Here is a 21,711-nt window from a genome sequence, read left to right on the forward strand (position 1 = left end):
CTGGCCAAGTCGGCGAAAGATAGCTTCAATGTTAGTGACAGAAAAAGTCAGAAGCTTTCAGGTTTATTGATAGGTGATGGGTTTGAATTTCAGCAGCGACAGCATCGAACTGTTCCTGGCGGTAATCGAGCGCGGCTCGTTTTCCGCCGCCGCCCGGGCCTTGGGCAAGGTGCCCTCGGCGGTGAGCATGGGCATCGGCAACCTGGAGGCTGAACTTGGCTATCCGCTGTTCGACCGCCATCACCGCGAGCCGCAGCCCACGGCGATGGCCCTGTCGCTGGTGCCCCACGCACGTCTGATCGCCGAACAGCTCAAGCAGTTGCAGGTGCACGCGGTGCAGTTGTCGTTGGGGCTGGAGAGCAGGCTGTCGATCGGCGTGGCGGCGGACATCGACCGGCGCCGGCTGATGGCGGCGATCAAGGTGCTCGCCGGACGCCATCCGCTGCTTGACGTCGAAGTGCTGACCGCCCCGCAGGATGACGTGCTGGCGATGCTGCACAGCGGACGGGTCAGTGTGTGCCTGGCGTTCGCCGGGCTGAGCATGAACGTGCTCGAGCGGTTTCAGTTCGTCGGCAGCGAACGGATGATCGCCACCCTGGCGGCGGACAGTCCGCTGTGGCAAGGGCAGGATCTGTTTCTGGAGGATCTGGTGCACGTGCGGCAGATCGTCGTCGCCAGCCGCGACCTGCCGGTCAGCGACACCCGCCCGCTGGTGGCCGAGTCCCACTGGCGCACCGACAGCCTGGCCACGGCCCTGGAGATGGTCGAGGCGGGGTTGGGCTGGGGCAACTTCCCGTTGTCGGTGGTGCAGCCGTGGCTCGATGCGGGGCGGCTCAAGCGGCTGAACTTTCGCAACATCGAAAACGGCCTGGTGCTGCCGGTGCATGCGGTGTGGCTCAAGCGCCAGCCCTTGCAGAAGGGGGCGCTGGCGCTGGTCGAGTTGTTGGGCTCCTGAGCCCGGCGGATTGCCCCTGTAGGAGCGAGTCTGCCCGCGATGGCGATCGGTCAGTGACCGATGCCGCGCTGACGCGCCGCTATCGCGAGCAGGCTTTTCGCGGTCAGGTGCTTTCGCGGACCTTCAGTTCGAAGCCCATGTCTTCCACCGGCCGGGCGACGCTGTTGCCGGCCATCAGGGTCAGCATCTGTTCTGCCGCGCGCCGGCCGATCGCCTCGCGCGGGGTGCTGATGCTGCTCAGGCGCGGCACCATGTGTTCCGAGGCGGGCAGGTCGTTGAAGCCCAGGATCGCCACCTGTTCGGGCACCTTGATCCCGTGCCGCAGGGCTTCGAGCAGGGCGCCCTGAGCCAGGTCGTCGTTGCCGAAGAAGATCGCGTCGACGTCCGGGTGCGTCGCCAGCAGCTGCAGGAACAGCTCTCCCCCCAGGCCCACGGACGAGGCGCGCGGGGTCAGTACCTCCAGGTCCGGGTCGTACAGGCCGGCCTTCTGCACGGCGCGGCGGAAGCCTTCGCCGCGCAGCAGCGTGCGCTGGTCGAGCTGCGCGCCGATGTAGGCCAGGCGCTTGCGCCCGCGGGACAACAGGTGCTCGGCGGCGGTCTCGCCGGCGCTGAGCTGGGAGAAACCGACGCAGTTCACCCCGGCGGCGCTGTCCAGTTCCATCATGTAGACGCAGGGGATGTTGCTGGCCTCGATCATCCGCCGCGAGCTTTCGGTGCGGTCGAAGCCGGTCAGCAGCAGGCCGCGCGGCTGGTAGGCCATGTAGTTGCGCAGCAGTTTCTCTTCTTCGTCGCGGGAGTAGTGGAAGTTGCCGATCAGCACTTCGAAGCCCTTGGGCGTCAGCACCCGATGAATGGCTTCCAGGGTGTCGATGAACAGCAGGTTGGACAAGGAAGGCACCAGCACCACCACCGAATGGCTCTGGGCCGAGGCCAGGGCGCGGGCGGCGGGGTTGACCACGTAGTTGAGGTCGAGGGCGGCTTTCTGCACCTTTTCCACCAGTTCGGTGGCGACGGTGCTGACCCCGCGCAGCGCGCGCGATGCGGTGATCGGGCTGACCCCGGCCAGGCGGGCGACTTCATTGAGGGTGGGACGGCCGGTGGTGCGGGTGTTTTTATCGTTCTTGGGGGTGGTCATCGGGCGGCTTGCCAAACAAAAATCAAGGCACTAAGGTAGCGCTGTCCTTTTGCAGCTGCAAATGCGTGAGCGAGGCTTGCCTGATCCTCGCTCTTTGGCGTGGGGCATCAACCTGCTGCAACCCAAAAAAACGACAAGAAGGCGTCGGCAATGTCTGCCTGTGCACTAGAGTCATAGCTAGCAAAGGTAGCGCTGTCTGCGCGCTGAGGTGTTACATGAATCATCCCATCACCGCCCTGGTCATCATGGGCGTTGCCGGTTGCGGCAAGACGTGCGTCAGTCAGGCCCTGTGCCAGTTGAGCGGCGCCACTGCCATTGAAGGCGATACTTTCCATCCGGCCGCGAACATCGACAAGATGAGCGCGGGGATCCCCCTGAACGATGAAGACCGCGCCGGCTGGCTCGACAGCCTGTGCGAAGAGCTGCGCCGCGTCGACGCATTGGGCGAGCGCCCGGTGCTGACCTGCTCGGCCCTCAAGCATGCCTACCGCGAACGCTTGCGCAGCGCCTTGCCGGGCCTGGGCTTCGTGTTCCTCGAACTGACCCCCGAAGTGGCCGCCGACCGCGTGTCCCACCGGCCGGGCCACTTCATGCCGGCCACGCTGATCGAAAGCCAGTTCGCCACGCTCGAATCGCCCAAGGGCGAACCGCTGACCCTGGCGCTCGACGCCTCGGTGCACAGCGTCGACGAGCTGGCCGCCCAGGCCCACCAATGGTGGCTGGCCAACGGTCTGAAACAGGCGGTATGACTGTGTTCGAAGAGATAGCGCTGTCCTCCCGACTTCTGATCAACCCGCTTTAATAACAACAACAAACCAGGAGACACCCCCTATGTTTGGCATGTCCCACGACGCCTACCTGCTGCTCGATGCAGTGGTCACGGTGATCGGGCTTATCGTCCTGATCACCAAGTTCAAGATCCACCCCTTCATCGCCCTGACCATCGCCGCCGCGTTCCTCGGCCTGACTTCCGGCATGCCCATCGGCACCATCATCAAGGCGTTCCAGGACGGCTTCGGCGGCGTGCTCGGTTTCGTCGGCATCATCCTGGCGCTGGGCACCATGCTCGGCAAGATGATGGCCGAATCCGGCGGCGCGGACCAGATCGCCCAGACCCTGATCCGCGCCTTCGGCAAGGAGCGGGTGCAGTGGGCGATGATGTTCGCCGCGTTCCTGGTGGGCATTCCGCTGTTCTTCGAGATCGGCTTCGTGCTGCTGATCCCGCTGGTGTTCATCGTCGCCCGGCGCACCGGCGTGTCGATCATCAAGATCGGCATCCCGCTGCTGGCCGGCCTGTCCGCCGTGCACGGCCTGGTGCCGCCGCACCCGGGCCCGCTGCTGGCCATCGGCGTGTTCGGCGCCGACATCGGCAAGACCATCCTTTACGGCCTGATCGTCGCGCTGCCGACCGCCATCATCGCCGGCCCGATCTTCGGTACGTTCATCGCCAAGCACATTCCGGGTCACCCGAACCAGGAACTGGTGGACCAACTGGCCCGCGAGACCGATTCGACCGACCTGCCGAGCTTCGGCATCACCTTGCTCACCGTGCTGCTGCCGGTGTTCCTGATGCTGCTCAAGACCTTCGCCGACGTGGCGCTGCCGGACGGCCATTTCTTCCGCACCTGGATGGACATGATCGGCCACCCGATCTCGGCCTTGCTGCTGGCGCTGCTGCTGTCGCTGTACACCTTCGGCTACAAGCAGGGCATCGGCTCGAACCAGATGCTCAAGTGGCTCGACGCGAGCCTGGCGCCGACTGCCGCGATCATCCTGATCATCGGCGCCGGCGGCGGCTTCAAGCAGATGCTGGTGACCAGCGGCGTGGGCGACGTGATCGGCCACATGGCGGTCAGCGCGCAGATCTCGCCGATCCTGCTGGCTTGGCTGGTGGCGGCGGTGATCCGCATCGCGACAGGTTCGGCCACCGTGGCGACCATCACCGGCGCCGGCATCGTGGTGCCGGTGGTGGGGATGATCCCGGGCGTGAACCGTGAGCTGCTGGTGCTGGCCACCGGCGCCGGTTCCCTGATCCTGTCCCACGTCAACGACGCCGGTTTCTGGCTGGTCAAGCAGTACTTCAACATGACCGTGGCGGAAACCTTCAAGACCTGGACGGCGATGGAAACCATCCTGTCGGTGGTCGGCCTGGGCTTCATCCTGCTGCTGTCGCTGTTCGTGTAAACGATCCGGCAGGCACAAAAAAACCGCAGCGATGCGGTTTTTTTGTGCCTGAAGCCATGGGACAGGGATCTTTCGCGGCGAGGGAGCAAGCGCCCTCGCCACATTGAGTGCCGCCAGATCAGGCGCCGGTCTTCGGGGCCAGCCCGTCCGCCCGGAACATCCCGCGGATCCCGCGCACGGCCTGGCGGATCCGGTCCTGGTTCTCGATCAGGGCGAAGCGTACGTGGTCGTCGCCGTACTCACCGAAACCGACGCCCGGCGACACGCAGACCTTGGCCTCGGCCAGCAGTTTCTTGGCGAACTCCAGCGAACCCAGGTGCGCGTAGGCCTCGGGGATCTTCGCCCAGACGTACATCGAAGCCTTCGGGTTCTCGACCATCCAGCCCAGTTCGTGCAGGCCCTTGACCAGCACGTTGCGCCGCTGGCGGTACTGCTCGGCGATGTCGCGCACGCATTGCTGGTCGCCTTCCAGCGCCGCGATGGCCGCCACCTGCAGCGGGGTGAAGGTGCCGTAGTCGTGGTAGCTCTTGATCCGCGCCAGGGCGCTGACCAGTTCCGGGTTGCCGACCATGAAGCCGATGCGCCAGCCGGCCATGTTGTAGCTCTTGGACAGGGTGAAGAACTCCACCGCGATGTCCTTGGCGCCGGGCACCTGCATGATCGACGGGGCCTTCCAGCCGTCGTAGACGATGTCGGCGTAGGCCAGGTCGTGCACCACCAGCACGTCGTACTGCTTGGCGAGGGCGATCACCCGTTCGAAGAAGTCCAGTTCCACGCACTGGGCGGTGGGGTTGGACGGGAAGCCGAGGATCATCATCTTCGGTTTCGGGATCGAGCCGCGGATGGCCCGCTCAAGCTCGGCGAAGAAGTCCACGCCGGGCACCAGCGGCACCGAGCGCACCTGGGCGCCGGCGATCACGGCACCGTAGATGTGGATCGGGTAGCTCGGGTTGGGCACCAGCACCGTGTCGCCCTGGTCCAGGGTCGCCAGCATCAGGTGCGCCAGGCCTTCCTTGGAGCCGATGGTGACGATGGCTTCGCTTTCCGGATCGATGTCGACCTCGTAGCGTTCCTTGTACCAGTTGGAGATCGCCCGGCGCAGGCGCGGAATGCCCTTGGACGTCGAGTAGCCGTGGGTGTCTTCGCGCTGGGCGACGGTGACGAGTTTCTCGACGATGTGCGGCGGCGTGGCGCCGTCGGGGTTGCCCATGCTCAGGTCGATGATGTCTTCGCCACGGCGGCGGGCGGCCATCTTCAGCTCGGCGGTGATGTTGAAGACGTAAGGGGGGAGTCGATCGATGCGCGCAAAGCGGCGCGGCGAACCTTGTTCAGCCATTGTTGCCTCGGATAACGTAAGCGCCCGGAACCGTCCGAGCGACGCTGGTCACTGCGGTGACCTGTGGCGGAAGATAAGGGCAGCGGTGGCAGACTGTCCAGCGTGCACGACAACAATTTTTTCCCAAGGAAAACGGTCAATGGAATTCACCAGCGGCTTCTTGCTGAGCCTTTCGCTGTGCCTGGATATCGGCGTGGCCAACATCGCGATGATCACCCTGGCGATGCAGCGCGGCTATTTTCAAGGCTTCGCGCTGGGCCTCGGCACTTGCGTCGGCGATTTGGTCTACGCGGTGCTGGCGCTGGCGGGGATGACCGTGCTGCTGCAGTACGAAACCGTGCGCTGGACGCTGTGGATCGGTGGCTCCGCGCTGTTGGTCTACTTCGCGGCGAAGATGATTTATTCGGCGATCCATCACGAAGCGCTGCTGGCCGAGACGGCGCAGGTGAGCCAGAACTCCCACCGCAAGGAATTCTTTCGCGGGATCTTTCTCGCCATGTCGTCGCCCAGCGCCATCCTCTGGTTCGCGGCGGTGGGCGGCACGTTGATCGCCCGCTCCGGTGGCGGCGGCCCTTTGAGCTCGGCGCTGTTCCTCGGCGGTTTCCTGTGCGCCGGGCTGTTGTGGTCGGCGGGGCTGTGCTTCGCCGCGAGCCATGGCGGCAAGCTGCTGGGTGACAAGCTGTTGCGCTACTCCTACCTGGCATCTGCAGCGATCTTCTGCTATTTCGCGGTCTACGTGATCGTATCCGGCTATAACGAATTCGTCGGTTCCGGCGCCGCCGAGGCCCTGCATTCGCTCTGAATGTGCGAATCGGGTTTGGCTTCTATACTCCCAGCCGAACCCACTTTTTTCGTTCAAGGAGTCGAGTCATGGATGAGCAGAAACGCGTCGAAGTGGCTGAACCTCGCTTCGAACATGGACACTTCCTGCTGATTGCAGGTTTTCGCGATCGCTTCACCAAAGAGACTGTTCAAGACATCCCCGCGCTATGGGAAAAACTGATTCCGCACATCGGAAACATTCCGGGGCAGAAGGGCGAAGTCACCTACGGCGTCTGCAGCAATTTCGACGGCAACGGCGGTTTCGATTACATGGCCGGGGTCGAAATCCGCAAGCTGGATGACTTCCCGCAGGAAAAGTATCCGTGGATCGAAATCCTTCCGCGCCAGTACGCGGTGTTCGAACACAAGGGTTCGCTGGATCTGTTGCCGCAGACCATTGACTACATCTACAACACCTGGCTGCCGGCGTCCGAGTACAAAGGGCTCAACGCCCCGGAGCTGGAACGCTACAGCGCCGATTTCAATCCGAAGCTCAAGACCGGCAAGCTGGAAATCTGCGTCCCGGTCGAAAAGAAGACCTGATCGGCCATCGGCAGCGCGAATCCGATTCGCGCTGCCGGTCGAGCCTTACTTGCCCTTGATCCGTCGTGCCCGCCACAGGTCGATGCCCAGGGTGACGAAGCCGAAGAAGCTGATGCCCAACACCATCAACAAACCGATTTCCACGCTGCTCATAAACGGTTCCCCCCCTCGGGTGATCAGAGACAGGCGTCAGGAATAGACCGTCCCGAATCCGAAGAAAAGCGCTTTTACGCAGGCTTTACGGCGCCCATGCGGATCGATATGAACACCTTATTCCTTTATTCTTGGCGGCCCTGTCTTCACTGATTCCGAGCCGCCATGAACCCCGTCATCCGCCACGTCACCGCTGCCGACCTGGATCGCTGCTACGCCATCGAAACCCTCGCCTACGAAGGCGATGAGGCCGCCACCCGCGAGAAGATCGCCACGCGCATCGCCACCTGGCCGGACGGTTTCATCGTCGCCGAGGTGGACGGCGTCGTGGCCGGGTTCGTCAACTCCGGTGCGGCGTTCGAGGTGCAGATGTCGGACGAGGCCTTCAAGGAACTGATCGGCCACGACCCGGCCGGCCCCAATGTGGTGATCATGTCGGTGGTGGTGCACCCGGACTATCAGGGGCAAGGCCTGGCCAAGCTGCTGATGACCGCCTTCATCGAGCGCATGCGCGGCCTGGGCAAGGCGACGATCCATCTGATGTGCAAAGAGCGGCACATCCCGCTGTACGCCGGGTTCGGTTTTGCCTACATCAAACCGTCCGAGTCCGACCACGGCGGGATGGCGTGGCATGAGATGATCCTGACGCTCTGAGAGCGGTGTTGGCTGACAGGCCGCTATCGCGGGCAAGCCCGCTCCCACAGGATTTCTTTGTGGGAGTGACGATGCGTTGATGCCATCGCCAGCAGGCTGGCTCCCACATTGGATCGGGGTGATCGCAGACTCTGCATCCGGCCGAGTCCCCTGTGGGAGCGGGCTTGCCCGCGATGGCGTCATTGAAGACACCGCATGACTTCGCTCAGTACAGCGTGCTCTGCACCCGCGCCGGCGCTTCCCGGTCGTAGGCTTCGGCGTCGAACTGGCCATCGTTCAGGCGCTTGTGGAAAGCCCCCGCACTGGGCAGCGCCGAGCGCGGCAGGTGGGTGTCCGGGTTCCACGCATCCGAGCGCACGAACGCTTTGGCGCAATGGAAAAACGCCGCCTCCACCGTCACCAGCAGGACCGTGCGCGCCGGCTTGCCGTTGACCGCGAAGCTGGCCAGCAGGTCGGGATCGGCGCTGATGGCGGCCGTGCCGTTGACCCGCAACGTCTCGCCGATGCCGGGAATGATGAACAGCAGCGACACCCGCGGGTCGTGCAGCACGTTGCGCAGCGTATCGATGCGGTTGTTGCCCGGCCGGTCCGGCAGGGCCAGGGTGCGCTCGTCGAGGATCCGCACAAAGCCTGCGGTGTCGCCGCGCGGTGAACTGTCGAGGCCGTCGGCGCCCACGGAGCTGACGATCACCAGCGGCGAGAGCCGCACCATCGCCTGGTAGTCCTCGTTGAGAAAGCCAATCTGCTTGCGCACCGCACGTTCGTGAGGCAGGCCGTAAAGGGCTTCCAGGGCTTCAATCGAATCGATCATCGTGCATCCCTCCACGGTTTCAGAACACCAGGCCCATGCGCCGTTCGTAGCCGACCCGGCCCAGGATCGCCTGACCGCTGTCGACGAAACCGTGCCGGGCATACAGCGCGATGGCCGCATCGTTGTCGGCGTCCACCGCCAGTTGCAGGCCCTTGATCTGCGGCCAGGCCTGGCGCGCGGCCTCGGGCAGCGCTCGCAGGCAGGCCTTGCCGTAGCCACGGCCCTGGGCGCGGTGGTCGACCTGAAGCGCATGCAGGGTGGCGCTGTGCTCGTCGGCCCATTCCGGCATCGCCGGCGGGCGCTTGAGCAGCAGGAAGGCGACGGGCACGTCGTCGTCCAGCAGGGCAAAGCCCTTCACGCCGGCATTCGTGCGCAGGGTCTGCAGGGCGGTGTGGATGTCGCCGGAAAACTTGATCTGCCCGGGGTGGATTTCGATCGTCTCGATCTGCTGACGCTGGGCGGCATTCAGGCTGTCGTACGGCACGAGTTTGGCTGACACGGGAATTTCCTTTTTCCTACGAAGTTGAGCAACGGATTCTACCGAGCACGGTGAGGGCGAAACATTTAATTTTCGTGCCTTGTCGATCCGGCGGATCGCCGTACGACTAAGGGTGTCTTCCAACAACAATCACGGAGAACACCCATGAACGCACAAGCGCAGATCCAGACCCTGATCGACACCTACCGCCAAGCCGTCATGTCCAAGGACGTGGACAAGGTCATGGCCCTCTACGCCGACGACATCGTCTCCTTCGACGCGATCAAGGCCCTGCAATTCAAGGGCAAGGCCGCCTACCGGGCGCATTGGATCGCCTGCATGGAAATGTGCCCCGGCCCGCACATCTTCGAGTTCCACGAAGTCGCCATCGAGACGGCGGACACAATCGCCTTCGCCCATTGGGTGGCCAATTGCGGCGGCACCAACGACAAGGGCGAAACCCAGAGCTGCTGGATGCGGGTCACCGCGTGCTACCGGCAGGAGGGCGGCGCATGGAAGATCGTCCACGAGCACTGGTCGGCCCCGTTCGATCCGATGAGCGGCGCGACCTTGTTCGACGTGCAGCCGTAAGCGGCGCACGGTTCGCCAAAGCGCCGATCTGCGGCCATAGTTGATCCGTCCGGTTCAGGAGTGAGCGATGAAATACCTATGCCTGGTGTACAGCGACGAGCGCTTGCTGCACTCGTCGCCCGACAGCCCCGAAGACGCCGAATGCTGGGCGTATGCCGAGTCGATCCAGGGCAGCGGCCGGATGGTCGCCGCCGAGGCGCTGGAGTCGGTGCAGACCGCCACCACGGTGCGCATGCGCAACGGCAAGGTGTCGGTCACCGACGGCCCGTTCGCCGAAACCAAGGAACAGTTGGCCGGCTTCTACCTGATCGACGCCCGGGATCTCAACGAAGCCATTCAGGTCGCCGGCCACATTCCGGCGGCCCGGGTCGGTTGCGTCGAGGTGCGCCCGGTTCGTCAGCTGAACGTCTGACCCATGGCGGACGCAGAGGTCAAGGCGCGGGTCGAGCAGGTCTACCGCGAAGACTCGCGGCGGATCCTGGCGACGCTGATCCGTCTGCTGGGGGATTTCGACCTCGCCGAAGAAGCCTTGCACGAGGCGTTCTTCGTCGCGGTCGAGCGCTGGCAGCGCGACGGCGTGCCGGACAATCCGCGCACCTGGCTGGTGTCCGCCGGGCGCTTCAAGGCCATCGACGTGTTGCGCCGCCGTGCGCGGTTCAAGGCGTCGCGGCCCTGGCTGCTGGCCCAGGTGGAAGAACTGGAACAGGCCCAGTGGAGCGACGATGACGTGGAAGACGACCGCCTGCGGCTGATGTTCACCTGTTGCCACCCGGCCCTGGCGGCGGATGCGCAGGTGCCGCTGACGCTGCGGGAAGTCTGCGACCTCACCACCGAAGAGATCGCCCGGGCGTTCCTCTGCGCGCCGGCGACGATCGCCCAGCGCATCGTACGGGCCAAGGCCAAGATCCGTGACGCGAAGATTCCCTATCAGGTGCCGAGCCTGAGTGAGCTGCCCGAGCGGCTGGACAGCGTGCTGCGGGTGATTTACCTGGTGTTCAACGAAGGCTATTCGGCCTCCGACGGCGCGCAGGTCGTGCGCGAAGACCTGACGCGCGAAGCGATCCGCCTCGGCCGGCTGCTGATGGAGCTGTTGCCGGAGCCGGAGGTCATGGGCCTGTTGGCGCTGATGCTGCTGCATGAGTCGCGGCGGGCGGCGCGGACGTCGCCTGAAGGCGAGCTGATTTTGCTGGAGAACCAGGATCGTACGCGCTGGGATGCGCAATTGATCGCCGAGGGCGGCGCGCTGGTCGAGCGGGCGCTGACCACCCGGCGGTTCGGGCCGTACTGCCTGCAAGCGGCGATTGCGGCGGTGCATGCCGAGGCGCCGACGGCGGACGAGACCGACTGGGCGCAGATCGTCGGCCTGTACGACGTGCTGCTGCGGGTGACGCCGTCGCCGGTGATCGAGCTGAACCGGGCGGTGGCGGTGGCCAAGCGCGACGGGGCGCTGGCCGGGCTGACGCTGATCGAAGGGATCCTGGAGCGCGGCGAGCTGCAGGATTACCACCTGGCGCATTCGGCGCGGGCGGAATTCTGCCGGCAGTTGGGGCGGACCGACGAGGCGCGGACGGCGTATGCCCGGGCACTGGAACTGACCCGGCAGGCGCCGGAGCGGCGGTTCATCGAGGGGCGGTTGCGCGAGTTGGGTTGAGCCTTGTGTACCGGTGCCGGCCTCATCGCTAGCAGGCTGGCTCCCACAAGATGTTGCGGTGTGCATCGCCGTTGTGGGGGGGCAGTGCCGGCCCCATCGCTGGCAAGCCAGCTCCCACAATGATCGCCGGTGTCCGCAAGATCCCCGCCCACCACAAAATCCTGTAGGAGCTTGCCTGCAAGCGATGAGGCCGGCACTGACGGCATCCATGCTGCTTGATACGCAGCCATCGCCAGCAGGCTGGCCCTCACAAAGTGATGCGGTGCACATCGTCCTCCTGTGGGAGCCAGCCTGCTGGCGATGGGGCCCTCAAGGCCGGCAGCGCGGCAATCAGGCCTGCTGCCGGGTCGCGGCCATGACGATTTCGCGGATGCACACGCCCTGGGGCTGTTCATAGGCATAGGCGATTGCCGTGGCCACGTCCTCGGCGCTGAGCACGGTGCCGCCCATTTCCTGTTTCCACGCCTGGTAGCCGGTCTTGATCGCTTCGTCCGTGGTGTGGCTCAGCAGCTCGGTCTCCACCGCACCCGGCGCAATGGTGGTGACGCGCACGTTGTGCGGCGCCAGTTCCTCGCGCAGGTTCTCCGACAGCCCGTGCACGGCGAACTTGGTGCCGACATACGCCACGTGGTTGGGGAACGTCTTGCGCCCGGCCACGGAACTGACGTTGATGATCGTGCCGCGCTTGCGCTCGATCATGCCGGCCACCACGGCATGGATGCCGTTGAGCAGGCCCTTCACGTTCACATCGAGCATGCGCTCCCACTGGGCCGGATCCTGCTGGCTGATCTCGCCCAGCAGCATCACCCCGGCGTTGTTGATCAGCGCATCGGCCGGACCGAACTGCGCTTCGGCCTCGGCGACGGCGGCCAGCAGCGCGGTGCGGTCGGTGATGTCCACCCGACGGCTGAGGGTGTTCGGCAGCGCGAGGGCCTCCAGGCGTTCGATGCGCCGGGCCAGCAACAGCAGCGGGTGGCCGGCGGCGCTCAGGCGGCGGGCGGCGGCTTCGCCGATGCCGGAACTGGCTCCGGTGACGATGATCAACGGTTTGCTCATGACTGCACTCCTGAAGCAAAAAAACGAATGGCTGGATGTGCGGCGCAGTATATTTAGCCCGTTTCAGGCTGAAAAATGCCTTATTTCTCTGTCTGGTATCGGAACGGTCTATGGATATCCGCCATCTCAAAGCCTTTCTCGCCGTGTTCGAGGAACGCAACATCACCGCAGCGGCGCAGCGCCTGTTCATCAGCCAGCCGACGCTGTCGGTGACGGTCAAACAGCTTGAGGAGGAGCTCGGCGCCACCTTGTTCCTGCGCCAGCCGCGCGGGGTGGAGGTCAGCGACGAGGCGCGCCTTTTGTACCCGCAGGCCCGGCGCATGGTGGCCGAGGCCCAGGCCCTGAGCCGGATGTTCCGCAGCGGCGAGCACCGTGTGCCGCTGACCTTGGGCATCGAAGGCGACATCGCCGCCAGCCACATCGAAGCCTTCGTGCGCATGGCCCGCCAAGCCTTGCCTCATCTGCTGCTGACGCTGGAGGAGGGGTGCCTGGGCGACGGTCGGCTGGCGGTCGAAGAGATGTGCTGCGAGGACGAACTATTCCTGCCGCTGTGGGAGGAACCCTACGTGCTGGCACTGTCGGCCGATCACCCGATGGCCGCTGCCGAGACGGCGTGGGCCCCCATCGAAGACTGGATCACCTGCCCGCAGCACCCGTCCCATCAGCGCCTGATGGCGCTGTACGGCCGTTCGCCTCAGGCCGTGGCCGGGCATGCCGGATCATTGCGTCAGGCGCTGCACATGGTGGCGGCAGGCATCGGCGCGGCGATGCTGCCACGCTCCTTGGCGGCGGGGCACGAGCGGGTGGCGGTGCGGGCGCTGCACCTGCCGGCACCGACCCGGCGGGTGGGCCTGTGCTATGCGGCGCAGGCGCTGGAGCTGCCGGCGATGCGTGGCCTGCATGAGTTCTTTCAGGTGAACGGGCCTGCGGTGATCGACGCGGCTTGAGCGGTTGTTTGCGGGGACGCCATCGCGAGCAGGCTCGCTCCCGCAAGGGCGCTCATTCCTCTGTAGGAGCGAGCCTGCTCGCGATCGGCCGCGCCGCTATTCCAGCATCTGGCTGAGCATCCAGCTGCCCGCCGGTCCCGGCGGAAACTGCCGCGACCACAGCGCATCGACGAACACCGGTTTCGGCCAGCCGCGCACGTTCAGCTCCGTCAACGTGCCGTTGCCGAAGCGCCCCACCAGCCAGCGCGGCAGCGGCGCCCAGCCGAACCCGCGCTGGGCCATCTCCAACAGCATCAGGTAGCTGGGCGCCGACCAGACGCGGCCCTTGGCCCGGGAGCCGTAGGGATTGACGATGGTCGCCAGGCGCAGTTCGCGGTGTTGCTCCAGCGTCTGCGGATCGATGGATTCCAGCGCCGCCAGCGGATGCCCGCGTCCGACGAACAACGCGATCTCAGTGCGCTCGTTCACCGTGGCGGTCTCCAGGTCCGGCGGGTAATGGTCGCGCATCTCGACGAACGCCAGATGGGCCCGGCCCCGTTGCACCAAGGCGATCAGGTCGTCGCATTCGGCGATCAGGCATTCGAGCTCCAGATCCGGGTAACGCTGTTCGAACGCGCTGAGCGACGCTTCGAAGCGGTCGGACTGGTAGGTGTCGGAAATCGCCACCGTCAGCTTCGGCTCGACCCCTTGGGCCAGTTGCCGCGCGGTCATTTCCAGGCGGCTGCCGGCCGCCAGGATCGCCTCGGCCCGCTGCAGCATCACATGGCCCGCCGGGGTCAAGGTCGGCTTGCGGCTGCTGCGGTCGAACAGGACAAGATCCAGGTCGATCTCAAGGCTCGCCACTGCGGCGCTGACGGTTGACTGGCTGCGCCCCAGCTTGCGCGCCGCCGCCGAAAACGAGCCTTGGGTCGCGGCCTGGACAAACGCCTGCAGCACTTCTTGAGAGGCCATGAACTATCGCCTTGATCGATGGTTATTGATTATGAAGTATCGATGCGGGGTTGGATGATGGCAACCATCATCACTCAAGGAGTCAGGTCATGACGGCCCCTAAATCCATCACTGAACGCATTTGCCAGGCCATCGGTTTCGAGGTGCTGGCGATCCTCATCTGCACGCCGCTGCTGGCCTGGATCATGGGCAAGCCGCTGCTCGACATGGGCGTGGTCACCGTGGTCGTCGCCGTGCTGGCGCTGGTGTGGAACGTGGTGTTCAACGGTGCGTTCGACCGTGTGCTCAAGCGTTTGCGCATCCGCCACAACGCCTGGGTGCGGGTGGTGCACGCGCTGCTGTTCGAGGGGGGACTGGTGCTGATGGGCGTGCCGCTGATCGCCTGGTGGCTGTCGGTGAGCCTGTGGCAGGCGTTCCTGCTCGACATCGGCGTGCTGCTGTTCTTCCTGCCCTACACCTATGTGTACCACTGGGCGTATGACGTGGTACGCGAGCGGCTGGTGCTGCGCAGTGCCTGCGAGGGCTGAAGGGAACGGCGCCGGCCGGCCCGGGGCCATCGCCAGCAGGCTGGCTCCCACAAGGTTCTGCGGTGAACACAAAGGTTGCGTTCACCCGGATCCCCTGTGGGAGCCAGCCTGCTGGCGATACATCAGCGAGGGCAGCGCAAGGCAACTGCCCCCGCTACGCGATCAAACGTGGAAGTAACCCACGCACGAATCGAACGGCAGGCGCTTGAGTTCGATCTTGTTCAGGTCCAGCACTTCGCGCAGGGCCTTGGTTTCGCCCGGGAAGTTGCGGTAGGCCACTTCGTCCAGCACCACGATGGCGCCTTTGGGCATGTACGGCAGGAAAGTCTCCAGGGCGACCTTGGTCGACTCGTACAGGTCGGTGTCCAGGATCAGCATGGCCACGACCAGGTCAGGACGGGTCTTGACCCATTCCGGCACGGTCTTGACGATGTCGCCCTTGACCAGTTCGCAGCGCGGGATGCGGTTGACCGGGCGCAGCAGGTCGTTGGCGTCGATCATGTCCTGGATCAGCGACTGGTCGGTGTCGGAGAACATGGTTTCGTTGACGTCGGCCGGATCGTCGGTCTTGCTGATGCTCTGGAAGCCTTCGAAGGTGTCGAAGCCGACGATGGAGCGGTTGATCGCGTACGGCTCCAGGATCATCGACAGGTGCATGTAGAGCATCAGCGAGTTGCCCTTGTACACGCCGCACTCGATGATCGCGCCCGGGATCTCGGCGACTTTCTTGAACAGTTCCATGCGCGACAGCGCGGCGGTGACGCCGATGCGGTTGGCGAACACGAACGGGGCGTCGGCCACGTATTCGGCGTCCACGCGCTTGAGGACGCCGGCGCGGGTTTCGTTGTATTGGGCTTCGGCAGGCGTGATGCGACGCTTGGTCATTGCTGGATTCCTTGGAAATTCGAGAAGTCGTGGGCGTGGAAGTAGTCTTTGAAGCCGGCGCCGACGTCCGGGCACGCGCTGTCGACGTTGATCGCGCCGCGGTTGTGCTTGAGGTCATCGAGGTGCATCAGGCGGAAGTCGACGCTGAAACGGGTGTGCTGCGTGTGGTTGGCGACCGTGCCGTGCAGGTGCGAGCCGGAGAAGATCAGCATGTCGCCGGTGTTGCCGGCCACGCGCAGTTCGGCTGCGGTGTCGATCTCTTCCAGCGGCACCGGGTGCACGCGGACTTCTTCCTTGAGGTTGTCCTTGGCCTTGTGGCGCTGGTTGTTGATCCAGTCGTTGAGGCTCCACTGGGCGGACGAGTTCTTCACCGGCACATCGAAGTAGCCGGTGTTGATCATCATGGTCTGGTCCGGGGAAATGGTGTGCACCGGCATCCAGGTGTTGATCTGGCAATCGACGCTGCCGTACCAGGTGTCGCGGTGCGGCTTGTAGGCGTAGCTGACGCCGGCGTGCAGGTAGTCGTAGTTCGGCACCACACGGATGCGCGGCACGTCGAAGATGTATTCGTGCGGGTCGACGCCGATCTCGTCGATGAAGCTCAGGATCAGCTCCTTGGCGCGCAGGCTGTTGGTGAACTGGCCCTTGAGGCGGGTCACCCGCACCACGAACTCTTCCACCGGCATCAGCGTGTGCAGCGCCTGGTGGCGGGTTTCGCCGTCGAACGCTGCGGTGATGCTTTCCTGGGCGAATTCGCACAACTGGCGGGCGGCGCGCAGTTGGGTGTTCAGGAAGATGTCGCCGGCGTAGATGGCTTCTTTGAAGTCAGCCTTTTGCTGCAGCTGATTGATATACAGGTTCACGGTTCTTTTCCCTGAATGCATCGAATGACTTATGAGTCGGCATCATGCCGGCAAACTGAAGCGCAATCTGAGCGGTCGGTGTCCGATGGCAGGGTTATCGGACGGCCGGGCGCCCGGCAGGCGGGCACGAAAGAATCCCGGCCCTGAAGCGGGCCGGGATTTTACGGTGACGGGCGGTTCAGAAAATCAGGGTGAACAGCCAATACAGGCTGCCCGACAGCACGATCGCCGCCGGCAGCGTCAGCACCCAGGCCATCAGCAGGTTGCGGATGGTCTTCATCTGCAGGCCGCCGCCGTTGGCGACCATGGTGCCGGCCACGCCCGAGGACAGCACGTGGGTGGTCGACACCGGCAGGCCGAACATGTCGGCGGCGCCGATGGTCAGCATCGCCACGGACTCGGCCGAGGCGCCTTGTGCGTAGGTCAGGTGGGTCTTGCCGATCTTCTCGCCGACCGTCACCACGATGCGCTTCCAGCCGACCATGGTGCCCAGGCCCAGGGCGATGGCCACGGCGATCTTCACCCACAGCGGAATGAAGCGGGTGGCGTTGTCGATCTGCTGCTTGAACAGTTGCAGCTTGCCGGTGGTGTCGGCGTCGAAGCCGCCGACCTTGTTCTTGTCCATCAGGCGGATGGTTTCGCTGGCCAGGTACATGTCGTTGCGCACGTTGCCCATGGCCTCGGCGGGCACCTTGGACAGCGAGCCGTAGCCTTTCACTTCTTCACCGATGTGGCCGGTCAGCGCAGCGAGGGCCGGGACCAACTGCGGCGTCGTTTCCTTGCTGCGCACGTAGTCCGACAGCACCGGGCGCGGGTCGGCCGGGGCCGGCAGCGGCGCGCTCTTGACCAGCGCCTGTTGGGTGACTTCGGCCACCGCCGCGAACTGCAGGGTCTGGTCGGCGGGCATGGTGCGGTTCAGCGCGTAGGCCATCGGCAGGGTGCCGACCAGGATCAGCATGATCAGGCCCATGCCTTTCTGGCCGTCGTTGGAGCCGTGGGCGAACGACACGCCGGTGCAGGTCAGGATCAGCAGGCCGCGGATCCACCATGGCGGCGGGGTGTTGCCCTTCGGCGCCTTGTACAGCGAGCGGTTCTTGACGAACGCGCGCAGGGCCAGCAGCAACAGCGCCGCGCAGCCGAAGCCCACCAGCGGCGACAGCAGCAGCGCGTAGCCGATCTTGGTCGCCTGGGCCCAGTCCACGCCGCTGGTGCCGTCGCGCCCGTGCATCAGGGCGTTGGCCACGCCGACGCCGATGATCGAGCCGATCAGGGTGTGCGACGAAGAAGCCGGCAGGCCCAGCCACCACGTGCCGAGGTTCCACAGGATCGCGGCGATCAGCAGGGCGAAGATCATCGCGAAACCGGCGGAGGAGCCCACCTGCAGAATCAGCTCCACCGGCAGCAGGGCGATGATGCCGAACGCCACCGCGCCGCTGGAGAGCAGCACCCCGAGGAAGTTGAAGAACTCGGACCAGATCACCGCGAAGTGCGGCGGCAGCGAGTGGGTGTAGATCACCGTGGCCACCGCGTTGGCGGTGTCGTGGAAGCCGTTGACGAACTCGAACCCCAGCGCGATCAGCAGTGCCACGCCCAACAGCAGGAACGGTGTCCAGGTGGTGACCACCGTGCCCAGCTCGTGCATGTCGTGCACCAGGCTGTAGGCGGTGAACAGCAGCCCCAGGGCCAGCACCGCGAAAAACACCACGTAGGTAAAGGGGCCGGTTTTCTTGTCGAGTGTCGGCCGGCCGCTGGAGGCAGTCGGTTGGCCGGCGGTCAGGGAGGGCGTCGCCATGGGAGGACAATCCTGAGCGGGGGAAGGAGTGTCGCCCATGATCGTTGCTGAATATTACAGAGAGACTGCGGCAGATCAGTGTTTGGTGGATTGGCTGCGCCGTTGGTCCGGATCATCGCCAGCCTGCTGGCGATGGCGGCGACTCAGTAATCGCGCCGTTTGCGAAACGCCCAGCGTCCGGCGATCAGGGTGAACGTCGCCACCAGCGCCACCAGGATCCAGAACCCCTCCGGATCCTGCGCCAGGGGCACGCCGCCGACGTTCATGCCGAAGAAACCGGCGATGATGTTGATCGGCAGCGCCAGCACCGTGACCACGGTCAGGGTGAACAGCGTGCGGTTGCTCTGTTCGTTGACGTTGGCGGCGATCTCTTCCTGCAACAGTTTGATCCGCTCGCCCAGGGCCGTGAGGTCGTTGATGATCAAGGCGAACTCTTCGGTGGATTTGCGCAACTCTTTGACGTCCTCCTTCTGCAGCCACGCCGGCGGGCGGTTGAGCAGGCGCAGCAGCGAGCCCGGCTCCAGCGCCAGCAGCCGTTGCAGGCGCACCAGCACCCGGCGGTTGGCGCCAAGCTCGGCGCGGTTGGTCGACAGCCGCGAGGACAGCAGTTCGTCCTCGACCTGATCGACGCTGAGGCTGGTCTTGCGCACGATCTGGGTGAGCACTTCGCCCTGGTCGCGCAGCAGGTGCACCAGCAGCTCCAGCGGCGAGCGGAAGCATTCGCCGGCCTTCACCGAGGAGCGCAGCTTGTCCACCGAGTGCAGCGGTTGCAGGCGCGCGCTGACGATCAGCTTGCCGCGCACGCAGACCCACAAGGTCGAGACGTCCGAGGACACCATGCTGCTGAGGTTGAACACCACGTCGTTGACCACCGCCAGCAAGGCCGAGTCGACGTGTTCGATGCGGGTCGAGCGTGAACCTTCGTGCAGCGCTTCGAAGAACTCCTCCGGCAATTGCAGGTGGCTCTTCATCCAGCGCTCGCACGCGGCGTGGGCCAGGTTCAGGTGCAGCCAGAGGAACTCGTCGCGTTCGCCGTCGTTCTGCAGGCAGCGCAGGGCGGTGGCCGAATCGACTTCGCGGCCGCGTTCGCCGGGGCGGAAGCGAAAACCGTAGAGCAAACCGAACAGGTCGGGGTCGCGATGACCGAGGTCGAGGCTGTGGTTCATGGAGACTCGCAGGGGAGGGCGTCTGTCGCGGGAGAGACAGGCTCACGTGTGCCCCATCATGGCGAGGCTTTGTGACCGTTGCGTGACGGTAAAGTGACGGCGGGTCAAGGGCTTACCGGCGGTCGGATCTTTCTCAAGAAGCGCGCTGGCGCGCCGATCACGCATGGGTTAGGTTGCGCGCCTTCGGCCAAGAGCCAAGGCCCGCCGACACGGATGTCCGGCACCATTCACGTCTTACCGGGCGTGCCTCATCCCTGTCATGAGTACCTTGCGATGCTGCAAAAATCCCTGAGAGCGCAAATTCTCGCCCTGCTGAGCGGCAGCCTGCTGGCGATGCTGTTGATCGCGCTGTCCTGCTTCCATTTCCTGTCCAACGGCGTGCAGAGCTACAGCCAGCTGATCGCCGGCCCGCTGCACACCTCGCAACTGATCGACGAAGCCAACCTGCAGTTCAAGGTGCAGGTGCAGGAGTGGAAGAACGTCTTGCTGCGCGGCAAGCAGCCGGCGGACCTGGCCAAGTACTGGGGCCAGTTCGAGGAGCGTCAGCGTGACGTCCAGACCATCCTGGGCGAACTGGCGAGCCAGTCCGGCATCGAGCCTTCACTCAAGAGCCGCATCGAACGCCTGCGCGAAGAGCACCGTCTGCTGGGCGCCGCCTACCAGAAGGGCCGTGACGCCTACGTGGCCGCCGGGGCCGATCCTGCGGCCGGCGACGCCGCCGTCAAGGGCGTGGACCGCGCCGCCAGCGACCAGATGAGCGAGCTGGTGGTCGAACTGCGCAAGCAAGGCACCGAGCAATCGGCGCTGATCAGCGCCAGCGCCGACCGCACCGTGTGGCTGGGCCTGTTGGTGATGCTCGCCTCCGGACTGCTGATCGGCTTGCTCAGCCTGTGGCTGGTCAACCGCAACCTGGTGGAGCCGATCCGCAAACTGATCGACTACGTCAGCCTGTTGAGCCAGGGCAAGTTCGCCGAGCGGGTGGCCAGCAACCGCCAGGACGAGCTGGGCAACCTGGCCGCGGCGGCCAACACCCTGCGCGACTTCCTCGCCGAGACCTTCAGCCACCTGCAACGCAGCGCCAAGGATCTGGACAGCGCCAGCGGCGAGCTGAACGCCATCGCCACCCTGATGGCCGGCGGCACCAACGAGCAGTTCAGCCGCACCGACCAGGTGGCCACCGCGATGAACGAAATGTCCGCCACCGCCCAGGAAGTCGCCCGTCACGCGGCGGACGCGGCGCGGGCCGCCGACGATGCCGACCAGTCCGCCCAGCAGGGCGAGAAGGTCATGCAGAACACCATTCACGCCATTACCCAGATGCGCGGCGAGATCGCCAACACCGCCACGGTGATCCGTCGCCTGGAGGCCGACAGCGGCCGCATCGGCAAGGTGCTGGAAGTGATCCGCGGCATCGCCGAGCAGACCAACCTGCTGGCGCTCAACGCCGCCATCGAAGCGGCCAGGGCCGGCGAGGCCGGACGCGGTTTCGCGGTGGTGGCCGACGAAGTGCGCAACCTGGCGCAGCGCACGGCGGAGTCGATCATCGAGATCAACCAGATCATCCACAGCGTGCAGACGGGCGCGGTGGACGCCGCCCACGCCATCGACAGCGGCCAGACCCGCAGCGACGAAAGCGTCGAGCAGGTGACCCAGGCCGGCGCCATGCTTGAGCGCATCACCCACGCGGTGGAAGCGATCCGCGACATGAACCGTCAGATCGCCACAGCGGCCGAGGAACAGACGTCGGTGGCCGAAGACATCTCGCGCAACCTGACCGAAATCACCTCGATCGCCAGCACCAACCTCGACAACGTCCAGCGCACCGAAAGCGCCAGCCAGAACCTGCACGGGCTGTCGGGGCAACTGAACGAAGTCACCGCCCGCCTGAGCGCCTGACGCCTGCGAACCTGTGGGGGTCAGACTGTTGGCGGTGGGCAGGCACTGGAGATGTCAACAGTGCCGGCCCTATCGCTGGCAAGCCAGCTCCCACAGGTTCCGGGGCGTTCACAGATGCAGGGTTGAACCCAGACACTGTGGGAGCTGGCTTGTCAGCGATGGGGGTGGGTCAGGCAACAGGGATATCGACTGGGTTGGCCTCATCGCTTGCAGGCAAGCTTGTATGTTTAGACTTGAAGGGGTGGGCGGGACTAAAAGCAAGAATCCGACTCTAGCCAGTACGGACCGTGGGAGACTTCTCGTCCCGCCCTTTCT

The 21,711-nt window shown here is 65.0% G+C and carries 22 protein-coding genes; 12 read left to right on the forward strand and 10 right to left on the reverse strand.

What is annotated here, in order from left to right; all coding sequences use genetic code 11:
- Positions 1-82 precede the first annotated feature (82 nt).
- The gene (locus CAG31_RS10370) at positions 83-955 is read left to right on the forward strand and encodes a LysR family transcriptional regulator (protein WP_085580644.1); all 873 of its coding nucleotides are present in this window, start codon (positions 83-85) and stop codon (positions 953-955) included.
- Between the two features lie 103 nt (positions 956-1,058).
- On the opposite strand, the gene CAG31_RS10375 is transcribed toward CAG31_RS10370, so the two are convergent.
- Positions 1,059-2,090, reverse strand: a complete 1,032-nt coding sequence (locus tag CAG31_RS10375) for a LacI family DNA-binding transcriptional regulator (RefSeq protein WP_085580597.1) — start codon at positions 2,088-2,090, stop codon at positions 1,059-1,061.
- A 215-nt stretch (positions 2,091-2,305) separates the two neighbouring features.
- Between CAG31_RS10375 and CAG31_RS10380 the strand changes: the two genes are divergently transcribed.
- On the forward strand, positions 2,306-2,839 hold the full coding sequence (locus CAG31_RS10380) for a gluconokinase (RefSeq protein ID WP_085580599.1): 534 nt from the start codon (positions 2,306-2,308) through the stop codon (positions 2,837-2,839).
- 82 nt (positions 2,840-2,921) lie between these two features.
- Positions 2,922-4,274, forward strand: a complete 1,353-nt coding sequence (locus CAG31_RS10385) for a GntP family permease (protein WP_085580601.1) — start codon at positions 2,922-2,924, stop codon at positions 4,272-4,274.
- Positions 4,275-4,392: 118 nt separating this feature from the next.
- Here the strand turns inward: CAG31_RS10385 and alaC are convergent, their stop codons facing one another.
- Positions 4,393-5,610, reverse strand: coding sequence for an alanine transaminase (gene alaC, locus CAG31_RS10390; RefSeq protein WP_085580603.1), 1,218 nt, complete (start codon positions 5,608-5,610; stop codon positions 4,393-4,395).
- Between the two features lie 139 nt (positions 5,611-5,749).
- Here alaC and CAG31_RS10395 point away from each other — a divergent pair, with 139 nt between their 5' ends.
- The 3 genes from CAG31_RS10395 to CAG31_RS10405 all read left to right on the forward strand — a co-directional run bounded on the left by CAG31_RS10395 (position 5,750) and on the right by CAG31_RS10405 (position 7,782).
- A complete protein-coding gene (locus CAG31_RS10395; RefSeq protein WP_085580605.1) occupies positions 5,750-6,412 on the forward strand; it encodes a LysE family translocator in 663 nt (220 codons plus the stop codon).
- A 68-nt stretch (positions 6,413-6,480) separates the two neighbouring features.
- Complete coding sequence (locus CAG31_RS10400; protein ID WP_085580608.1) at positions 6,481-6,975, forward strand: GyrI-like domain-containing protein; 495 nt, start codon at positions 6,481-6,483, stop codon at positions 6,973-6,975.
- A 318-nt stretch (positions 6,976-7,293) separates the two neighbouring features.
- Positions 7,294-7,782, forward strand: a complete 489-nt coding sequence (locus CAG31_RS10405) for a GNAT family N-acetyltransferase (RefSeq protein WP_085580610.1) — start codon at positions 7,294-7,296, stop codon at positions 7,780-7,782.
- 205 nt (positions 7,783-7,987) lie between these two features.
- Here the strand turns inward: CAG31_RS10405 and CAG31_RS10410 are convergent, their stop codons facing one another.
- Complete coding sequence (locus CAG31_RS10410) at positions 7,988-8,593, reverse strand: pyridoxamine 5'-phosphate oxidase family protein (RefSeq protein WP_085580612.1); 606 nt, start codon at positions 8,591-8,593, stop codon at positions 7,988-7,990.
- A gap of 19 nt (positions 8,594-8,612) precedes the next feature.
- Complete coding sequence (locus CAG31_RS10415) at positions 8,613-9,092, reverse strand: GNAT family N-acetyltransferase (RefSeq protein ID WP_085580614.1); 480 nt, start codon at positions 9,090-9,092, stop codon at positions 8,613-8,615.
- A 144-nt stretch (positions 9,093-9,236) separates the two neighbouring features.
- On the opposite strand from CAG31_RS10415, the gene CAG31_RS10420 reads away from it, so the two are divergent.
- The 3 genes from CAG31_RS10420 to CAG31_RS10430 all read left to right on the forward strand — a co-directional run bounded on the left by CAG31_RS10420 (position 9,237) and on the right by CAG31_RS10430 (position 11,313).
- Positions 9,237-9,662 carry a nuclear transport factor 2 family protein gene (locus CAG31_RS10420; protein ID WP_085580616.1) on the forward strand — a complete coding sequence of 142 codons (426 nt, stop codon included), beginning with the start codon at positions 9,237-9,239 and terminating at the stop codon, positions 9,660-9,662.
- A gap of 67 nt (positions 9,663-9,729) precedes the next feature.
- Positions 9,730-10,074, forward strand: coding sequence for a YciI family protein (locus tag CAG31_RS10425; protein ID WP_085580618.1), 345 nt, complete (start codon positions 9,730-9,732; stop codon positions 10,072-10,074).
- A 3-nt stretch (positions 10,075-10,077) separates the two neighbouring features.
- Positions 10,078-11,313, forward strand: a complete 1,236-nt coding sequence (locus CAG31_RS10430) for an RNA polymerase sigma factor (protein ID WP_085580620.1) — start codon at positions 10,078-10,080, stop codon at positions 11,311-11,313.
- A 330-nt stretch (positions 11,314-11,643) separates the two neighbouring features.
- Here the strand turns inward: CAG31_RS10430 and CAG31_RS10435 are convergent, their stop codons facing one another.
- The gene (locus tag CAG31_RS10435; protein WP_085580622.1) at positions 11,644-12,369 is read right to left on the reverse strand and encodes an SDR family oxidoreductase; all 726 of its coding nucleotides are present in this window, start codon (positions 12,367-12,369) and stop codon (positions 11,644-11,646) included.
- A 110-nt stretch (positions 12,370-12,479) separates the two neighbouring features.
- On the opposite strand from CAG31_RS10435, the gene CAG31_RS10440 reads away from it, so the two are divergent.
- The gene (locus CAG31_RS10440; protein ID WP_085580624.1) at positions 12,480-13,316 is read left to right on the forward strand and encodes a LysR family transcriptional regulator; all 837 of its coding nucleotides are present in this window, start codon (positions 12,480-12,482) and stop codon (positions 13,314-13,316) included.
- 96 nt (positions 13,317-13,412) lie between these two features.
- On the opposite strand, the gene CAG31_RS10445 is transcribed toward CAG31_RS10440, so the two are convergent.
- Positions 13,413-14,267: a LysR family transcriptional regulator gene (locus tag CAG31_RS10445; protein ID WP_085580626.1), complete on the reverse strand. Its 855-nt coding sequence runs from the start codon at positions 14,265-14,267 to the stop codon at positions 13,413-13,415.
- A gap of 89 nt (positions 14,268-14,356) precedes the next feature.
- On the opposite strand from CAG31_RS10445, the gene CAG31_RS10450 reads away from it, so the two are divergent.
- On the forward strand, positions 14,357-14,794 hold the full coding sequence (locus CAG31_RS10450; RefSeq protein WP_085580628.1) for a multidrug/biocide efflux PACE transporter: 438 nt from the start codon (positions 14,357-14,359) through the stop codon (positions 14,792-14,794).
- A 162-nt stretch (positions 14,795-14,956) separates the two neighbouring features.
- On the opposite strand, the gene CAG31_RS10455 is transcribed toward CAG31_RS10450, so the two are convergent.
- The 4 genes from CAG31_RS10455 to CAG31_RS10470 form a co-directional block, all read right to left on the reverse strand.
- A complete protein-coding gene (locus CAG31_RS10455) occupies positions 14,957-15,679 on the reverse strand; it encodes a TylF/MycF/NovP-related O-methyltransferase (protein ID WP_065259304.1) in 723 nt (240 codons plus the stop codon).
- Positions 15,676-16,542 carry a hypothetical protein gene (locus CAG31_RS10460; protein ID WP_085580630.1) on the reverse strand — a complete coding sequence of 289 codons (867 nt, stop codon included), beginning with the start codon at positions 16,540-16,542 and terminating at the stop codon, positions 15,676-15,678. The genes CAG31_RS10455 and CAG31_RS10460 overlap by 4 nt, the downstream gene beginning before the upstream one ends.
- A gap of 178 nt (positions 16,543-16,720) precedes the next feature.
- Positions 16,721-18,334, reverse strand: coding sequence for an inorganic phosphate transporter (locus CAG31_RS10465; RefSeq protein WP_085580632.1), 1,614 nt, complete (start codon positions 18,332-18,334; stop codon positions 16,721-16,723).
- A gap of 143 nt (positions 18,335-18,477) precedes the next feature.
- The gene (locus tag CAG31_RS10470) at positions 18,478-19,500 is read right to left on the reverse strand and encodes a transporter (protein ID WP_085580634.1); all 1,023 of its coding nucleotides are present in this window, start codon (positions 19,498-19,500) and stop codon (positions 18,478-18,480) included.
- A gap of 273 nt (positions 19,501-19,773) precedes the next feature.
- Here CAG31_RS10470 and CAG31_RS10475 point away from each other — a divergent pair, with 273 nt between their 5' ends.
- Positions 19,774-21,396 carry a methyl-accepting chemotaxis protein gene (locus tag CAG31_RS10475; RefSeq protein ID WP_085580636.1) on the forward strand — a complete coding sequence of 541 codons (1,623 nt, stop codon included), beginning with the start codon at positions 19,774-19,776 and terminating at the stop codon, positions 21,394-21,396.
- The last annotated feature ends 315 nt before the right edge of the window (positions 21,397-21,711 follow it).

The organism is Pseudomonas sp. R25(2017) (genome assembly GCF_002112565.1).
Taxonomy (GTDB): domain Bacteria; phylum Pseudomonadota; class Gammaproteobacteria; order Pseudomonadales; family Pseudomonadaceae; genus Aquipseudomonas; species Aquipseudomonas ekonensis.

What these genes read in the sequence shown, in the direction of transcription:
- CAG31_RS10375 (WP_085580597.1), bottom strand. Translation starts at nt 2,090, where the DNA reads ATGACCACCCCCAAGAACGATAAAAACACCCGCACCACCGGCCGTCCC.
- CAG31_RS10380 (WP_085580599.1), top strand. Translation starts at nt 2,306, where the DNA reads ATGAATCATCCCATCACCGCCCTGGTCATCATGGGCGTTGCCGGTTGC.
- CAG31_RS10385 (WP_085580601.1), top strand. Translation starts at nt 2,922, where the DNA reads ATGTTTGGCATGTCCCACGACGCCTACCTGCTGCTCGATGCAGTGGTC.
- alaC (WP_085580603.1), bottom strand. Translation starts at nt 5,610, where the DNA reads ATGGCTGAACAAGGTTCGCCGCGCCGCTTTGCGCGCATCGATCGACTC.
- CAG31_RS10395 (WP_085580605.1), top strand. Translation starts at nt 5,750, where the DNA reads ATGGAATTCACCAGCGGCTTCTTGCTGAGCCTTTCGCTGTGCCTGGAT.
- CAG31_RS10400 (WP_085580608.1), top strand. Translation starts at nt 6,481, where the DNA reads ATGGATGAGCAGAAACGCGTCGAAGTGGCTGAACCTCGCTTCGAACAT.
- CAG31_RS10405 (WP_085580610.1), top strand. Translation starts at nt 7,294, where the DNA reads ATGAACCCCGTCATCCGCCACGTCACCGCTGCCGACCTGGATCGCTGC.
- CAG31_RS10410 (WP_085580612.1), bottom strand. Translation starts at nt 8,593, where the DNA reads ATGATCGATTCGATTGAAGCCCTGGAAGCCCTTTACGGCCTGCCTCAC.
- CAG31_RS10420 (WP_085580616.1), top strand. Translation starts at nt 9,237, where the DNA reads ATGAACGCACAAGCGCAGATCCAGACCCTGATCGACACCTACCGCCAA.
- CAG31_RS10425 (WP_085580618.1), top strand. Translation starts at nt 9,730, where the DNA reads ATGAAATACCTATGCCTGGTGTACAGCGACGAGCGCTTGCTGCACTCG.
- CAG31_RS10430 (WP_085580620.1), top strand. Translation starts at nt 10,078, where the DNA reads ATGGCGGACGCAGAGGTCAAGGCGCGGGTCGAGCAGGTCTACCGCGAA.
- CAG31_RS10435 (WP_085580622.1), bottom strand. Translation starts at nt 12,369, where the DNA reads ATGAGCAAACCGTTGATCATCGTCACCGGAGCCAGTTCCGGCATCGGC.
- CAG31_RS10440 (WP_085580624.1), top strand. Translation starts at nt 12,480, where the DNA reads ATGGATATCCGCCATCTCAAAGCCTTTCTCGCCGTGTTCGAGGAACGC.
- CAG31_RS10445 (WP_085580626.1), bottom strand. Translation starts at nt 14,267, where the DNA reads ATGGCCTCTCAAGAAGTGCTGCAGGCGTTTGTCCAGGCCGCGACCCAA.
- CAG31_RS10450 (WP_085580628.1), top strand. Translation starts at nt 14,357, where the DNA reads ATGACGGCCCCTAAATCCATCACTGAACGCATTTGCCAGGCCATCGGT.
- CAG31_RS10455 (WP_065259304.1), bottom strand. Translation starts at nt 15,679, where the DNA reads ATGACCAAGCGTCGCATCACGCCTGCCGAAGCCCAATACAACGAAACC.
- CAG31_RS10465 (WP_085580632.1), bottom strand. Translation starts at nt 18,334, where the DNA reads ATGGCGACGCCCTCCCTGACCGCCGGCCAACCGACTGCCTCCAGCGGC.
- CAG31_RS10470 (WP_085580634.1), bottom strand. Translation starts at nt 19,500, where the DNA reads ATGAACCACAGCCTCGACCTCGGTCATCGCGACCCCGACCTGTTCGGT.
- CAG31_RS10475 (WP_085580636.1), top strand. Translation starts at nt 19,774, where the DNA reads ATGCTGCAAAAATCCCTGAGAGCGCAAATTCTCGCCCTGCTGAGCGGC.